The following is a 15,286-nucleotide window of genomic DNA, read 5'->3' on the forward strand; positions in this document are numbered from 1 at the left end:
CCGGCAAGTGAATGTGTCAAGGTGCCGTTCGATCAGGGCTTAGGCACGACCCCTGCCGTGCCGCGCAGGTACAGGTCCCACTGGCCGTTGCTGCGACCCACAAAAGCGAGGCCGGCGCCGTCCGGCGACCAAGCCGGTGACATGTCCGCCTCGCGCCCTTCCAGCGGCAGGCGCGTCCAGTCCGCGGCCGAGAGGCCCCGCAGACTCAGCTGGCCGCCCTGATCAGGCTGCAGAGTGGCCACGGCCCAACCCTGGGCTTCGTGCCAGTCGGGGTGTCCCAGGGTGAGGCTGCTGTCTACCAGGGCCGTCTCCAGCCCCTGGGCGCCCAGCCAGCCCAGGCTGTGCGGACCCAGCCGCAGGGCCACGCCCCGCGGGCCGGGGACGGGCGATGCCAGCCGGCCCGGCTCGCTCAGCTGGGTCAGGCTGCCGTCTTCCAGGTTGACGCGGAACAGCGCGCACTGGCGCTCTTCGTCCGCCAGATCCCGCCGCTCGTCCACGCGGTCCGAGAGGAAGATCACCGAGCGTCCGTCCGCTTCGAAGCGCGGGAACCAGTCGTCGGCCCCGTGCGCCGCCAGGATGCGGCCCTGCTTGCCTTCGCGGTCCAGCAGCAGGATCTCGCGCGGCGGATCCGCGTCCAGGGTGGGCACGTGGACCGTGCAGACGATCCAGCGCCCGTCCGGCGACCAGCTGGGATCCTCCTCGGCTTCCGGCGTGTCGGTGATCCGCTGGGGACGGCCGTCGGCCAGATCCAGGAAGTAGAGTTCCCAGTTGCCGTCGCTGTTGTTCTGGTAGATCAGGGCCCGCCCGTCGGCGGAAAAGGCGGGCGCCAACTGGTCGGAACTGGAGTCCGTCAGCCGGCGAGCCGGTTGGTTCCAGTCGGGAGCCGTCCGCGCGGCAGGGTCGGGCTTGCCTCCCGCTCCGCCGGGGCCGGCACAACTTCCCAGCACCAGGCAGAGTCCGGCGCAGACGCCACCCTGCCACACCCGCCGTGATCGGATCATGCAGCCTCCCCTGACGGCCGGCGGGGCATCCGCCGGCCCTGGACCACCACCAGGCTAGAAGCTCTGGCGCAGGATGTTCTGGAACTGGCGGATGCCCAGCAGGGCCTCCGCGCCGGACACGCTGCCGACCGGCTGGAAATTGCCCGTGCTCAGGTCCGCCTGCAGGATGCCGCGCGAGGCACAGAGGGCGGCGGCGTTGTAAGACGGGTGGCTGGAACTCAAGTCGGGAAACATGCTGGTCTCGCCGAAGTGGGCCGTGGCCAGCTTGGGATCCCCGCTCACCGCCACGAGGATGTCCGTGACGATCATGGCGAACTCGCCGCGGCTCAGGGTGGCTTCCGGCTCGAAAGCGCCGGCCGCGCCCAGGCCCATCCCGTTCACGCGCAGGACATCCTCGATCCAGCTCTTGGCCCAGTGGCTCTGAATGTCCGCCGGGCTTAACCGCTCAGCTTCAACTGTTTTGGCGTCCGGGGCGCTGAAACTGGCGTTGGCGGGCTTCTTGCGCTTGTCCATCACTTCGGGCAGTTTCAATTCCTCCACCAGCAAGACGGCCATGTCCGCCCGGTCAATTTTCTCCACCAGGGCGATCTTGGAGCTGACCCGCGTGCCCGGCTTGGCCCGCAGGATGGTGTTGCAGGTGGCCATGGCCTTGTCGGCGGGCGCCGACCAGTCGCCGCGCTTGGAGACCACCACGCCGAACTCGCTCACGGCGGTCTGGAAATCCAGGTTCTCCATCGCCGTGCGTCCCCGCCAGAAGCTGACCTGCTCCGCCGGGGCGCCCAGCTCGGCCGCCTTCTCCAGGCTCTTCTGGCTGTCCTTGTACCAATCCTCGGGCTGCACGCGGGACAGCACGCGGGCCTGGATCATCCAGGCCTGCCAACGGTTGTCCGCCATGTCCACGGCCTCGCGCGCCGTCTTCAGGGCCACCTTGCCGCCCTCCGGAGTCTCGGCCAGCAGCAGGGCCTTGGCCGCATGGGCCATGTAGTATTTGGGATCCAGGCCCAGGGCCCGGTCGAACTCCGCCCGGGCACCGTCCAGCTCCCCGCGGTCCAGCAGGCGCAGGCCCTGGTCCACGTGGGTCTGGGGCGTATCCAGCAGGGATTCCGATTTGAGGGGAGCCTTGGCGCAGCCCTGCAGGCCCGCCAGGATCAGGCAACCCAACAGGCAGCCCAGGCCGCCCAGGAAGCGCAGTGACTTCATCTTCCCGCTCCTGTCCGCTAGTCCACCACCACCAGCACGCGACACTCCGTGAGGAACTTCAAGTTCTCACTCAGGGCGTGCAGGATCTTGCCGTCCTTGTCCGCGATGATCATGTCGGCCTTCTGCTCGCCCTTGACACTCTTGGCTTTCACCAGCAGGGGGCGCGTGCCGACCCGGTCCTGGAACTGCTTGACCTGGTCCACGCTCTTGACGTAGCCCACCAGGCCGTTCTTCAGCGCCCAATCCCGGTCCACCCAGGCGTTGCCGTAGATCTCCTCGCCGGACTCCGAGAGGATGCGCGGCGCCAGCGCGGGCCGCAGGTTCAGGCCCGAGCAATCCACCACCAGGCCCGTGTAGATGGAATTCGTGGGGTCCACGTCGCTGTACTGGATGGGCACGGGCGTCCCGTCCTGGAAGGGCAGCTCGCCCAGCAGGGCGTTCTGCAGGTCGGCGCCCAGCGCCATCTCCACCGTCAGCTCCAGCGAGCCGTCGCTCAGGTAGACGGGTTCGCCCACCTCGCGGAAGTTTCGGCAGATGCCCCGCACCTCGGTCTGGATGCGGTCGTTGTCCAGCATGTAGTCCTGCACCGTGGTCTCGGAGGTCAGCGTCATGCCTTCGACCGTCTCAAGGATCTTGCGCAGGGCGTCGGCCCGGGCCACCCGGATCTGGCCGGCCCGCCCGCCTTTGGGACCGGGCATCCCGATGCCCTTGGCCCGGATCATCCGGCCCTGCCAGTCCACGCTGCCACTGGCCGATTCCTGCATGACCTGGGCCTGGGCTCCGATGATGCCCAAGGCCAGCACGATGACCGCGCCCAAGCGGATTCCGCGCAGCATGGTCGCCTCCTTCCTGATGTGAACCGCGCCCCGCTCCCGACCGGCCTGGTCAGCGTGTGGGGGCGCCGGCATTGCGTTCCTGATTCCAGCGGATCCAGTCCGAATTCTCCTTGGCCTGCAGCGCTCCGGCTGCCTGCACGCGGCCGTCGGACCCGATCCGGATCTCTTGATTGGTCTTGACGATCACCAGCCACTCCCGCAGCGAGACCTCGTGCGGCCCGGGCACCGGGACGGGACCGCCCACGGGCGTCGGCGCGCGGGTCAGGCCCCTGGGCTTGGGCGCCTTGAGCAGGCTGCGCAGAGAATCCACCGTCAGCGTGGGTCGCTGCCCGCGCAGGGACTCCCGATCCGCGGCCACGCGCACCTCGCCGTGCAGGACGGAGAGCACGGTCTCCTGGCGCTCGTTCACAGCCACGCGCAGACCTGTCCCCGTGATGGCCGCGCCCATCACGCGGGAACCCACGCTGAACTCGTCCTCCTCGTCCAGGCCGTTCAGCTCGGCCCAGAGCTCGCCCTGCTCCAACTGCAGGTCCACGCGCAGCGCGGCGTCCTGTTCTTCTTGCGCCAGCCGATCCAGTCGCAAAGTCGTCGAAGGCGCCAGGCGCAGCAGGTTGCGGGATTGGAACTCGATTTCCGCCCGGCCCCGCGGACCCGTGCGGACGCGGTCGCCCTCGGCCACATGGCTGCGCAGCGGCGCGTCCAGCCAGTCCGCCGCGCGCTCGGGGAAGCGGGCCAGCAGGCCCTCCCGGTAGCTCACCAGGCCCAGGCCGGCATCCTCCGGTGCGGACATCGATGAATCCTGGGCAGTCACCGGAGTGGGGGCCGCGGCAGCCCGGGTGCGGTCGAACTCCTGGGCGTGGAGCGGCCACCGGGCGCTGCCCAGCACGGCCAGTAGGATGAGCAAGGAAGTCAGCTGATTCATGATGGGCCATGCACTCCCGGAAGCACGGGGAAAGTGTAGCGATTCAGCCTGCCGCGAGCAAGGTTCGGCCGCTGCCCGGGCGGGTCTCACGCCGAACTCCACCCGCAGGCGGCCTGGGCCTGGAGGCGCAGCTCGCCGATGGCCGAAGCCAGGTCGGGCTGGCGGAAGAGCGCGGAGCCGGCCACCAGAATCTCCGCCCCGGCGGCCGCGCAGCGCCCTCCCGAAAGGGCGTCCACGCCGCCGTCCACCTGGATGGGCGCCGGGCAGCCCAGCCCGTCCAGCAGGGCGCGCGTGCGCCGGATCTTCTCCAGCACGGGCTCGTGGAAGGCCTGGCCGCCGTAGCCCGGATTGACGCTCATCAGCAGCACAAAGTCCAGGTGCGGGGTCAGCCAGCGCAGGGCCTCCGGATCGGTGCCCGGATTCAGCGCCAGTCCGGCCCGACAGCCCAGGGCCCGGATCTGCTGCAGCAGGCGGTCCGGATGCGGGCCGGCCTCCAGGTGCACGGAGATCCAGTCCGCGCCGGCCCGGGCGAAGGGTTCCAGGAAGGGTCCGGGAGCGCTCAGCATCAGGTGCACGTCCAGCGGCAGCGCGCTGCGGCTGCGGACGGCGCGCACGAACTCCGGCCCGTAGCTCAGGTTGGGCACGAAGTGGCCGTCCATGATGTCCAGGTGCAAGAGGTCCGCCGCGCCGCTGGCGCAGTGGTCCAGCTGCTCGGCCAGCCGGAACAGGTCCGCCGAGAGCAGCGAGGGCGCGATCTGGATCATGGTTGGCTCCTTTCCTTGAAGCGCAGGTCCACGGCCGAGCCCGGCACCAGCGGGGTGCCCGGCGCCGGATCCTGCTCCAGCACCGTCAGGCCCGTCTCCTCCCCGGCCAGGGCGTCCACGAAGCCCACGGCCAGGCCGGCGCGTTCCAGCCACTGCCCGGCCTCCAGGCGGCCCAGGCCCAGCACGCTGGGGGTCGAAACCCACTCCGGGGCCGGTCCCAGGCTGAGGGTCAGCGACACCCGGTCCCCGGGCGTCAGGCTGTCGCCGGGCGCGGGCAGTTGCGCGACGATGCAGCCCTCGCCGAAGCGCTCGTCGTGGCGCCAATGCCGGGCCAGGGTGTCCTCCTCCAGGCGCGCGTCGCCCAGCAAGCCCAGCGCCTGGCGCAGCGTCGCGCCCTGCAGGTCGGGCACGCGCATCAGGCGCCCGCCCGTCGAGACCGTAAGCAGGACCGAGCGCCCACTTTTTGAGAGCCGCCCGGGTCGCGGATACTGGCCCATTACGGCACCCGCAGCGTAGCGCCCGGCGGGATCGGGCCGGCGCGCCTCCACCACCGGCTCGAAGCCGGCCTGGCGCAGGGACTGCTCCGCCTCGGGCAGGCTCAGGCCCAGCACGCCCGGAGTCAGGGTCTCGGCGCCCTGGCGCGTGATCCGCGGCATCACCAGGAAGTCCAGCACCAGCAGGAGCAGCAGCAGTAGGCCCAGCAGCAGGCCGGCCAGGCCGCCCAGCCGGAAGAGCCGGGAGCCCGTCTCCTCCCGGGGCTGCGGGGCAAGATTGCGTCTCATGCGCGCGTTTCCGTCCCGATTTTCTCCACCGCCGCGGCCCAGGCGCCGCCGGCCCCCGGTCGGCCCGCGGGCTGGCGCCCCGGGCGCTGCCAGGGAATCCAGGACCAGCCGCCCGCCGCGTCGCGGAAGGTCGCGGGCACCAGCTCGGGCCGCACCACCAGCTCCGGATGCCGGGCCAGCAGCGCCTCCAGCTGCCCGGCATTCTCGCGCGGGTCCAGGCTGCAGGTGCTGTAGACCAGCCGGCCCCCCGGCGCCAGCAGGGCGACCGCCTGCTCCAGCAGTTCGCGCTGGAGGGTCAACAGCTCGGTCGTCGCCCCGGCGCCCTTGGCCAAAATCTCCGGCCGGTGTCCCACGCTGCCCGAGCCCGAGCAGGGCGCGTCCAGCAGAATGCGCGGCCAGGCCTCGCCCTGGAACTCGCGCCCGTCCGCCACCACCAGCCGGCCCCGGCCGTCCAGCCGCCGCGCCAGGGCCCGGGCCCGCCCGGCATGGGCCTCCACCAGGGTCAGGTCCAGGGCGGGATCGGCCTCCAGCAGGGCCAGCGCCTTGCCCCCCGGCGCGGCGCAGAGGTCCAGCACGCGGCTGCCCGGCGGCGGGTCCAGCAGGGCCAGCGCGCCCCAGACACTCAGGTCCTGCACGGCCAGCCGGCCGTCCTGCAGCGGGGCCAGGGCGTCCAGCCCGCCCGCGGGCAGGCTGCGCAGCCGCAAGTAGCGCGGGCACTCCGGCGCGGCGACGGGCTCCAGGCCCGCCTCGCGCAGCTCGGCCAAGGCCCCGGCCGGCGACCAGCGGGCCAGATTCACGCGCAGCCAGGTGCCGCGCTCCCGGAACAGCTGATGGCGCAGGCCCGCCAGGGCGGCCGGTTGCAGCGCGTCCTCGCCGTCCAGGCTGCGCAGCAGCTCGAGGAACCAGGGCGGAAAATCCCCCGGAGTCGGGCGGGCGGCGGGCAGGGCCTGCTCACGCAGCCAGCCGCGCAGCACGCCGTTCACCAGGCTGCGCTCCTGGGGCGAGCGCTCCTGCAGGGCGTCCAGCAGTTCATTGAGGACGGCGTGGGGGGCGTGGCCGTCTTCCAGCAGGGTGAGGCCCAGCCGCAGGGCGGCGCGCAGCAGGGGCCGCGGGCGCTGACGCAGGCGCGGCGCCAGCAGGGCCGCGTGGCGCGGGGCGTTCTCCAGTGCCAGCCGCCAAAGGGCCGTGTGCCGGGCGCGCTCCGCGCCCGTCCAGCCGCTCTCGTCCCTCAGCCGGGCCTGCAGCAGCCGGTCGCTCCAGCCGCCGCCTTCCAGCCGGGCCAGATCCTCCAGCAGGGCCTTGAGATCCATCGGTCAGTCCCGGCCGGGCAGACGGACGGCGCCGGCCTCGGGCCGGAAGGCCTCCGCCCACTCGTGGGCCACGGCCACTTCCTCCGGCCGCAGCTCGTCCTCCGCCAGTTCCAGGCCGTAGGCCTCCTCGAACCCGGCCTTGAGGGCTAGGGCCAGCTCGCCGAATTCCGGCCGGCGCCCCAGGGCCTCCTCCAGGCAGGTGGTCTCGCGGGCCAGCTTGGCCCGGGCGGCCTCGCGCAGGCGCTCGTCGGCGAAGAACAGCCCGCCGATGCGCAGGTGGCCGGCAGCCACGATCAGGCTGCCGTGCTGCAGCAAGCCTTCGCGCAGCTGGCGCTGGGCGCTGCCCACCAGTTTGCGGTTGTCCCAGAGGACCTCGCTCTGCGCCGTGGAGGCGAAGCACAGGCCGCCGGTCTCCTTGCGGTAGGCGGCGGCCAGATCCACCCGGCGCGCCTCCAGTGCCACGTCCAGGCCCAGGTGGCGCAGGCCGGCGGCCAGCGCGCGGTTGATCTCCTGGTAGGCCTGGGGCAGATTGCCGCTGTGGAAGGGGGAATCCGCCGGGATGGCCACGCAGTAGGTCAGCTCCTCGTCGTGCAGCACGGCGCGGCCGCCGGTCTCCCGCCGTACGACGGGCAGGCCCTGGGCAGCGGCCCGGCGGGCCAGATCCTCCGTGTGGGCCTGGCTGTGGCCCAGCGAGAGCGTGGCGGGGTTCCAGGAATAGCAGCGCAGGGTCAGCGGCGCACGGGGCGCAGCCTTATGCGGGCCGCGCCCCGCGGCATTGTCCCAGCCGCGGGCCAGCACCGCGTCCACGGCCATGTTCCAGCAGCCGGCGCCGCCGGGATGGAGCAGGAAGCGTCCGTTCATCCGCCGATGATGCCGCGTTCGGCCTCCTCCAGGAAGCGGATGATCAGCCCGGCGTCCTCGTCCCCGGGCTCGGCGCGCTCTTTCAGCGCCGCCAGGGCCTGGCTGGCGTTCAGGCTGCCCTTGCCGAAGAAGAGCCGGTAGTGGTCGCGGATGCGCTTCAGGCGCTCGCTGTCGAAGCCCCGGCGCTTCAGGCCCACCAAATTCAGCCCGGTGAACTTGAGCGGCTTGCCGTTGGCCAGGATGAAGGGCGGGATGTCCTTGACGATCTCCATCCCGCCGCCCACGAAGACGTGGTCGCCGATGCGCACGAACTGGTGCACGGCCACCAGGCCGCCCAGGGTGACGCGCTGGCCGATCTTCACGTGGCCGGCCACCTGCACGCCGTTGACCAGGATGCAGCCGTCCCCCACCTGGCAGTCGTGGGCCAGGTGGACGTAGGCCATGATCAGGCAGCCCGCGCCGATGCGTGTGGCCCCGGCCTCCGATGTGCCGCGGGAGAGGGTCGTGAACTCGCGGATCACCGTGCGTTCGCCCACTTCCAGCACGCTCTCCTCGCCCTGGAATTTGAGGTCCTGGGGCAGGCAGGAGACGCTGGCGCCCTGATGCACCTCCACGCCCCGGGCCAGCCGCGCGCCGGAGTGGATCACCGCGTGGGGGCCGATCCGGCAGCCGTCGGCCAGGTGGACGTTCTCCTCGATGACGGCGAAGGGTCCGATCACCACGTCCTCGCCCAGCCGGGCGTCGGCGTGCACCACGGCGGAAGGATGGATCCGCGCGCTCACTTGTCCACCACCATGGCGCTCATCTCCGCCGACGTGACCAGCTGCCCGTCCACGAAGGCCTTGCCTTCCATCAGGCACATGCCCCGGCGCTGCTTGAGCATGGTGCACTCCAGCACCAGCTGGTCGCCGGGCTTGACGGGCTTGCGGAAGCGGACCTTGTCCAGCGAGGTGAAGTAGACCACCTTCTCCTCCGGGCGATCGAAACTGTTGAGCAGCAGAATGCCGCCCGTCTGACCCATGGCCTCGACGATCAGCACGCCGGGCATGATGGGGTGGCCCGGAAAGTGGCCCGGGAAGAAGGGTTCGTTGATGGTCACGCACTTGATCCCGCGCACGAACTCGCCCGGACGCAGCTCGGTGATCCGGTCCACCAGCAGGAAGGGATAGCGGTGGGGCAGGATGCGCTCGATGGCCGCGATGTCGAACACCACGTCCGCCGAGAGGCGCTGCTGGTACTCCTTCTGCAGGCTCTTCTTGACCGCCTCCTGCTTGAGCAGGCGCACCAGCGCCACGTGGGCCGTGTGCCCGCCGCGGGCCACCAGCACGTGGGCCTTGAGCGGCTGGCCCAGCAGGCAGAGGTCGCCGGCCAGGTCCAGCACCTTGTGGCGGACGGGCTCGTTGGGCCAGTGCAGCTGCTGGTCGCCCAGGATCCGGCCGCCGGCCGCCAGGCGCGCATGGTCAACGGTGACGTGGAAGTGCTCCTCCAGCCGGCTCAGGTCCGCGTCCTGCACGTCCAGGAAGACCAGCGCGGAGTCCAGGCTGCCGCCTTGGATCAGCCCGCGCGACTGCAGGGCCAGCAGTTCGCTGGCGAAGCAGAAGGTGCGGGCCGGCGCGTACTCCTGGACGAATTCGCTCCAGCCGTACATGCTGGTGTACTGGGTGCCCAAGGCGGGATTGGCGTAGTCCACCATGTAGGTGACGCGGAACTCCTCCGAGGGGACGACCACGATGTCCACGCCGCTCTCGTCGTGGTAGACCACGGTCTTGTCTACGCTGAGGAAATCGCGCGGCTCCTCGAGCTCGCGGATCCCGGCCGCCAGCAGGGCCTCGATGAAGGGGCGGGCGGAGCCGTCCAGGATGGGCGGCTCGGGGCCGTCCAGCTCGATCAGGCAGTTGTCGATGCCCAGGCCCGCCAGGCCCGCCAGCAGGTGCTCGGTGGTGTGCACGCGCACGCCGTCCACGGCCAGCACGGTGCCCCGGTCCGTGGCCTTGACGTGCTCGATGCGGGCCGGGATGTCCACCACCCGCTCCTCCACCCGGCGGCGGAAGATCAGGCCGTGGCCGGCGGGCGCAGGGTGGAAGGTCACCCGGCAGCTGGCCCCGGTGTGCAGGCCCAACCCTTCCAGGTGGGCTTCGCGTTCCAGACTGCGTTGGTTCAGGTTCATGCGTGCTTCTTCTCTTCTCCGGCGGGCGCGCCGGGCTCCCCCGCCAGGCGCCGCTCGGCCTCGGCCAGGCGGCGCTCCAGCTCCCTGACTGTCTTGAGCAACTCGGGCAGGCGGGCCAGCGCCGCGGCCTGCTGGAGGAATTCCCGGTGCGGGCGCGCGGGAAATCCGGCGTAGATGCGGTCGTCGGGAATGGCCCCGGTCACGCCGCTGTTGCCGCCGAGGGAGACCCGGTCGCCGATGCGGATGTGGCCCGTGATGGCCGAGCTGCCGCCGATGCGGCACTCCGCGCCGATGCGCGTGGAGCCGGCCACGCCGGACTGGGCGGCCATCAGCGTGCCCGGGCCCACCTCGACGTTGTGGGCAATCTGGATCAGGTTGTCCAGCCGTACGCCGGCGCGGATCAGCGTGTCGCCCATGGTGCCCCGGTCCAGGCAGGTGTGGGCGCCCACCTCCACGTCGTCCTCGATCACCACGCGGCCGGTCTGCGGAATCTTGACGCTGCCGCCCTCCACGGGCGCGAAGCCGAAGCCGTCGCTGCCCACTACCACGCCATTTTGCAGGACCACGCGCCGGCCCAGCACGCAGCGCTCGCGGATCTGGCAGCCGCTGTGGATCAGGCAGTCCTCGCCGATCCGGGCCTCGGCGCCCACCCAGCACAGGCCCAGCAGGCGCGTGCCCCGGCCGATCACGGCGCCGGGCTCCACCACCACACCGGGTCCCAGCCAGGTCTCCGGGTGGACCTGGGCCTCCGGGGCCACCACGGCCGCCGGATGCCGGCCCCAGGCGGCCGCCGGCAGGGGCGGATGGAAGAGCTGCATGGCCGCGGCGAAGCCCAGGTAGGGATCCTCCAAGAGCAGGGCCGCGCAGCCCGCGGGCCGCAGGCCGGCGTCCGCCGGACGCAGCAGCAGGGCCCCGGCCCGGCAACCGGCCACCAGGTCGCGGTAGCGCGGGTGGGCCAGGAAGCTCAGCTCGTCGGGACCGGCCTCGTCCAGGCCGCGCAACCCGCGCAGCACGAGTCCGGCCTCGCCCACCCGCTCGGCGCCCAGCCGTTCGGCCAGCTCCGCCAGCGTCCAGTCGGGCATGCTACTTCTTCCCGCCGCTGGGGGTCTTGCCGCCCATGGGCGGCGGAGTGGTTCCGCCCGGCGCGGGCTTGGCCGCTTCGGGAGCCGCGGCGGGCGCGCTGCCCTGCAGCTTCTCCAGGACCTTCTGGTTCAGGTTGACGTCGATGGTCTCCTCGCGCACGTAGACCACGATGGGCATGCTGTTGTCGAGGATCATGTCGTAGCCCTCTTCCTCGGCCACGGCCTTGATGGCGTCGTTGACCTTGGTGATCAGCGGCTCCATCAATTCCTTGTTGCGCCGGTAGAAGCGGCCGTTGGGCTCGCCGTAGATCTCGGACTTGAACTCGTCGAGCTCGGCCATCCGGCGGTCGATGTTGGAACGCCGCTCGGCGCGCGTCACCGGCGAGAGCGTGTTCTCCTGCAGGCGGAAGTCGCCCACTTCGGCCTCGATCTCGGACTCGCGCGTGGCGATCTGGCGGTCCCAGTCGTCCTTCTCTTCCTTCAGGGCGCGCATGCTGGTCTGGTACTCGCTGAAGTTGGTCAGCACCTGCTCCGAGTTGATCACGCCCAGGCGCATGTCCTTGGCCTCGGCGGGGGGCAGCAGCACCAGCAGGGCCAGCAGGACGCCCAGCAGGGGAAATGCGATACGCTTCATGTCGTCTCCCGGTTGTGTTGTGGATGAGCCTGGGGCCGGCGTGTGGCCGGCCCGCGCGCCGCGCCTAGAACTCCCGGCCGAACTGGAAGTGGAACTCCCACTGGCCCTCGCGCAGGCCGGTGGAGGAGCTGATCCGGTCGAAGCCGTAGGCGTAGTCCAGGCCGATCAGGCCGATCATGGGCATGTGCAGGCGCAGGCCCAACCCGGCGCTGGAATTCAGGTCGCTGAGCGACGCGCTTTTGATGTTCTTCCAGATGTTGCCCGCTTCCCCGAAGACCAGTCCGTAGACCGTGGGGTTGGGGATCAATTGGAAGCGGATTTCCGTGCCCGCCTTGAACATGGTCCGGCCGCCGTCCTCCCCGGTGCCCACGCTGCGGTCGTTGTAGCCGCGCAGGGGCGTGCCCAGGGAGAGGCCGCTGCCGCCCATGAAGAAGCGCTTGATCCAAGGCACCTCGTCGGCCACGCCCAGCCCGTCCACCAGCCCGGCCTCCAGGCTGTTGTAGTGGATGAAGCGGCCCAGGAAGGGGCTGTAGGTGCGGGCCTCCAGCGTGTAGCGCTGATAGTCGCGGTCGCCGCCCAGGTAGCCGCCGCCGAACTCGCTGTCCAGGCGGATGGTGGAACCGTTCTGGGGGAACTCGGGGTGGTCGCGGCTGTCGCGCACCAGGGCCAGCGAGACCGTGCTGGAGAGTTCCGGCTGGTCCTCGTAGATCCCGCGCTTGTTGAGTTCCTCGCGGGACTCGTCCACGAAGTTGGTGTAGGTGGTCTCCTCCAGCCGGTAGGTGCTGGAGACGCGGAAGTAGTTGTCCGGCCAGTTCAGGCGCTTGCCCAGGGTCAGGCTGCCGCCCCGGCTCTGCTGGTCGAAGTCCCAGTTGTAGGTCTGGGTGCGCTGGATGTCGAAGACCCGGAAGCCGGCCAGGATCGGCCGGTCGAAGAGCCAGGGCTCGTTGAACTCCAGGTTGAGGCTGCGGTAGTTCTTGGCGAACTGCCAGTCGAAGCTCAGGGTCTGGCCGTTGCCCATCAGGTTGTTGAGCGAGAAGCCGATGGAGCCCACCAGCTTGTCGCGTTCCGAGTAGCCCGCGCTCATCATGATCTGGTCGGTGTTCTTCTCCTTGACCTCCACGGTCAGGTCCACCTGGTCCGCGCCGGCGATATCCACCTGGGGGTTGACGGTCTCGAAGTAGTTGAGGATGGTCAGCTCGCGCAGGCTGCGGCGCAGCTTGGCTACGTCGAAGGTGTCGCCGGGCTGCAGGTGCATCTCCCGGCGCATGACCTTTTCCTTGGTCTTGTCGTTGCCGACGAACTCCACCCGGCGCACGCTGAACACGTTGTTCTCGGTGATCTCGAAGCGGATGTCGATGACGGCGTCCCCGCGGGGCAACTCGACGGGCCGGATCTGGGCCTGGATGTAGCCGCGGTTGTAGTACTGGTCGTGCAGGCCCTCCTGCACGCTCTGCTCGAACTTCTTGCGCGAGTAGGGGTCGCCGGGACGCAGCTGCAGCGAGCGCGCCAGCTCCTCGTTGCTGAAGACCGTGTTGCCCGTCCAACTGATCTGGCCCACGCTGTAGAGCGCGCCCTCGTAGAGGCGGATCTGGACCTTCAGGTCCTCGCTCTGGTCGTCCATCCAGACGCTGTCGCCCAGGATGCGTGCGTCGCGGTAGCCCTGGTTGTGCAGGTAGTCCAGCAGCAGGCCCTGGTCCTCCTCGAAGGCCTCGCGGTCGAACTTGCCCGAGCGGAAGATCATCCGCGGCCGGGTCTTCTTCATCTTGCGGATCAGCTTGGCGTCGGAGACCTGCTGGTTGCCGACGATCAGCACCTCGTCGATCCGGATGCGCCGGCCTTCCTTGACCACCACGTAGAGGTCGCCCTGGCCCTCCTCCAGGTCGCGCACCGTGGCCTCCACCTCGGCCAAGCGGAAGCCCTCCTTCTCGTAGAGCGTCTTCAGGGCCTGGCGGACGCGGAAGATCTCGAGCTCGCCCACCGGCTGGCCCACGCCCACCACGTCCTTGAGCGCCTCCTTGACCCGGGTCTTGCTGAGCTTGTCCGTGCCCAGGATCTCCAGGCCGCGCAGGCGCGGCAACTCGTCCACCTGGATCTCCAGGTAGACGCCGTCCGTCAGCTCGCGCTGCAGGACCACTTCCACGGCCGAGAAGCGCTTCAGGCTCCAGAGCTGGCGAATGGCCTGCTGCACGTCCTCGCCACGCAGCGCCGAGCCGACGCGCAGCCCGCTGTTGATGCGGATCAGCTGCTCGTCGGTGGTCAGGTTGCCCGTGACGGTGAGGCCCAGCAGCACGGGGGAGCCGGCGTCCGCGCGGGCTTGCGCCAGAACCGGGCCGACCGCGCAGAGGAGCCAGAGCAAAAGGGTGGGTAGACGCATCCGGTGCTTGGGATTCCTGCTGATGAATAGTCTGTTGAGAAGGTAGAGAGCCGACCCGGCAAAACCAACGCGCGGGCCCGGCGCGGAGCTTCAAGCCCCGGGAGGCGCCTGGGGTTCCCGGGGCTGGGAATCCGCGGGGGGCCGCCAGGCATCCAGCAGCTGCAGCACGGCGAGCTCGGCCGGCAGGTCACCCTGGAAGACCTGCTCGCGCAGCCGGGCGCGCAGGGGACCCAGCGCCGTGGGATGAAAGACCCGCTCCAGCACAGCCTCCTCGGCCAGGCGGTTGAACCAGCGCTCCTCCTGGTCCCGGCGCAGGCACTCCAGGCCGCCCCCGGCCCGCCGGCGCTCGTGCAGGGCCTGCAGTTCGCGCCAGATCTCGTCCAACCCTGCGCCGCTCACGGCCGAGCAGGCCAGCACGCGGCGCGGCTCCTCGTCGTCCGGGGCCATGTGCAGGGCGGCGGCCATCTCGGCCTGGGTGCGCAGGGCCGCGGCCCGCGTGTCGCCATCGGCCTTGTTGACGGCCACCAGATCGGCCAGCTCCATCACGCCGCGCTTGATGCCCTGCAGGTCGTCGCCGGAGGCCGGCAGCAGGAGGAGCAGGAACAGGTCGGTCAGGTCGCGGACCTGGACCTCGCTCTGGCCCACCCCCACGGTTTCGACGATCACCACGTCGAAACCCGCGGCCTCGCAGAGCCGCAGGCTCTCCCGCGTCCGCCGGGCCACGCCGCCCAGGCTGCCGCCCGACGGGCTGGGGCGGATGAAGGCCTCCTCCAGCAGGGACAGGCCGCCCATCCGGGTCTTGTCCCCCAGGATGCTGCCGCCGGAGACGCGGCTGGAGGGATCCACGGCCAGCACGGCCAGCCGGTGGCCGGCCTTGACCAAGCGCTGGCCCAGTTGGTCGATGAACGTGCTCTTGCCCGCGCCGGGCGGGCCAGAGATGCCCAGCCGCAGGCTGCGGCCCGTGTGGGGAGCCAGCCGGTGCAGCAGCTCGGCGGCGGCCCGGGCGTCCTCCTCCCGGCGGCTCTCGGCCAGGGTGATGGCCTGGGCCAGCCGGGTCCGGTTGCCCGCCAGCACCCCGCGCTCCAGCTCATCCAGGTTGGGCGCCAGCCGGTTGCCCGTGCGGGTTTTCATCAGATCTCACCACAGAGACACAGAGGCACAGCAAATCCATGTCTGGATGAATCTCGGATCACCTTCACCACTCTCCCGCCCTTACCCCATCGCACGCCTGTTTGAAACCAATGGTCCAATCTCACCAAAAATCTCTGTGTCTCCGTGCCTCTGTGGTGGTTCCCCCCCCCCCCCCCAACCCCCCCCCGCCCCAACCAAACAAAGGGGCCCCGCCGGGCCCCC

General features: G+C 70.7%; 14 protein-coding genes. All 14 read right to left on the reverse strand.

The genetic code is table 11. From position 1 onward, the window contains the following. Nucleotides 1-32 precede the first annotated feature (32 nt). The 14 genes from WC326_10615 to meaB all read right to left on the reverse strand — a co-directional run bounded on the left by WC326_10615 (nt 33) and on the right by meaB (nt 15,064). On the reverse strand, nt 33-1,001 hold the full coding sequence (locus tag WC326_10615; protein MFA7331509.1) for a hypothetical protein: 969 nt from the start codon (nt 999-1,001) through the stop codon (nt 33-35). A gap of 54 nt (nt 1,002-1,055) precedes the next feature. Beyond that, the gene (locus WC326_10620; GenBank protein MFA7331510.1) at nt 1,056-2,201 is read right to left on the reverse strand and encodes an S-layer homology domain-containing protein; all 1,146 of its coding nucleotides are present in this window, start codon (nt 2,199-2,201) and stop codon (nt 1,056-1,058) included. Nucleotides 2,202-2,218: 17 nt separating this feature from the next. Next, entirely contained in the window at nt 2,219-3,037 is an 819-nt protein-coding gene (locus WC326_10625) for a hypothetical protein (GenBank protein ID MFA7331511.1), read from the reverse strand. A 49-nt stretch (nt 3,038-3,086) separates the two neighbouring features. Next, entirely contained in the window at nt 3,087-3,959 is an 873-nt protein-coding gene (locus WC326_10630; GenBank protein ID MFA7331512.1) for a FecR family protein, read from the reverse strand. 86 nt (nt 3,960-4,045) lie between these two features. Then, a complete protein-coding gene (rpe, locus tag WC326_10635) occupies nt 4,046-4,723 on the reverse strand; it encodes a ribulose-phosphate 3-epimerase (protein MFA7331513.1) in 678 nt (225 codons plus the stop codon). Then, nucleotides 4,720-5,505, reverse strand: a complete 786-nt coding sequence (locus WC326_10640) for a PASTA domain-containing protein (protein ID MFA7331514.1) — start codon at nt 5,503-5,505, stop codon at nt 4,720-4,722. The genes rpe and WC326_10640 overlap by 4 nt, the downstream gene beginning before the upstream one ends. Beyond that, nucleotides 5,502-6,815, reverse strand: coding sequence for an RsmB/NOP family class I SAM-dependent RNA methyltransferase (locus tag WC326_10645; protein MFA7331515.1), 1,314 nt, complete (start codon nt 6,813-6,815; stop codon nt 5,502-5,504). The genes WC326_10640 and WC326_10645 overlap by 4 nt, the downstream gene beginning before the upstream one ends. Before the next feature lie 3 nt (nt 6,816-6,818). Beyond that, entirely contained in the window at nt 6,819-7,676 is an 858-nt protein-coding gene (locus tag WC326_10650; protein ID MFA7331516.1) for a hypothetical protein, read from the reverse strand. After that, entirely contained in the window at nt 7,673-8,458 is a 786-nt protein-coding gene (gene lpxA, locus WC326_10655) for an acyl-ACP--UDP-N-acetylglucosamine O-acyltransferase (GenBank protein MFA7331517.1), read from the reverse strand. Before lpxA ends, WC326_10650 begins: the two co-directional genes overlap by 4 nt. Next, nucleotides 8,455-9,843 carry a bifunctional UDP-3-O-[3-hydroxymyristoyl] N-acetylglucosamine deacetylase/3-hydroxyacyl-ACP dehydratase gene (locus WC326_10660; GenBank protein ID MFA7331518.1) on the reverse strand — a complete coding sequence of 463 codons (1,389 nt, stop codon included), beginning with the start codon at nt 9,841-9,843 and terminating at the stop codon, nt 8,455-8,457. The genes lpxA and WC326_10660 overlap by 4 nt, the downstream gene beginning before the upstream one ends. Further along, nucleotides 9,840-10,925, reverse strand: coding sequence for a UDP-3-O-(3-hydroxymyristoyl)glucosamine N-acyltransferase (gene lpxD, locus WC326_10665; protein ID MFA7331519.1), 1,086 nt, complete (start codon nt 10,923-10,925; stop codon nt 9,840-9,842). Before lpxD ends, WC326_10660 begins: the two co-directional genes overlap by 4 nt. Nucleotide 10,926: 1 nt before the next feature. Beyond that, nucleotides 10,927-11,559 carry an OmpH family outer membrane protein gene (locus WC326_10670; GenBank protein MFA7331520.1) on the reverse strand — a complete coding sequence of 211 codons (633 nt, stop codon included), beginning with the start codon at nt 11,557-11,559 and terminating at the stop codon, nt 10,927-10,929. A gap of 64 nt (nt 11,560-11,623) precedes the next feature. Then, nucleotides 11,624-13,933 (reverse strand): outer membrane protein assembly factor BamA, encoded by a 2,310-nt coding sequence (gene bamA / locus WC326_10675; protein MFA7331521.1) that lies wholly within the window; start codon nt 13,931-13,933, stop codon nt 11,624-11,626. A 90-nt stretch (nt 13,934-14,023) separates the two neighbouring features. Beyond that, nucleotides 14,024-15,064 (reverse strand): methylmalonyl Co-A mutase-associated GTPase MeaB, encoded by a 1,041-nt coding sequence (gene meaB, locus WC326_10680; GenBank protein MFA7331522.1) that lies wholly within the window; start codon nt 15,062-15,064, stop codon nt 14,024-14,026. Between the last annotated feature and the right edge of the window lie 222 nt (nt 15,065-15,286).

The organism is Candidatus Delongbacteria bacterium, from assembly GCA_041675285.1.
In the GTDB taxonomy this organism is placed as follows: Bacteria; CAIWAD01; CAIWAD01; order CAIWAD01; family CAIWAD01; genus CAIWAD01.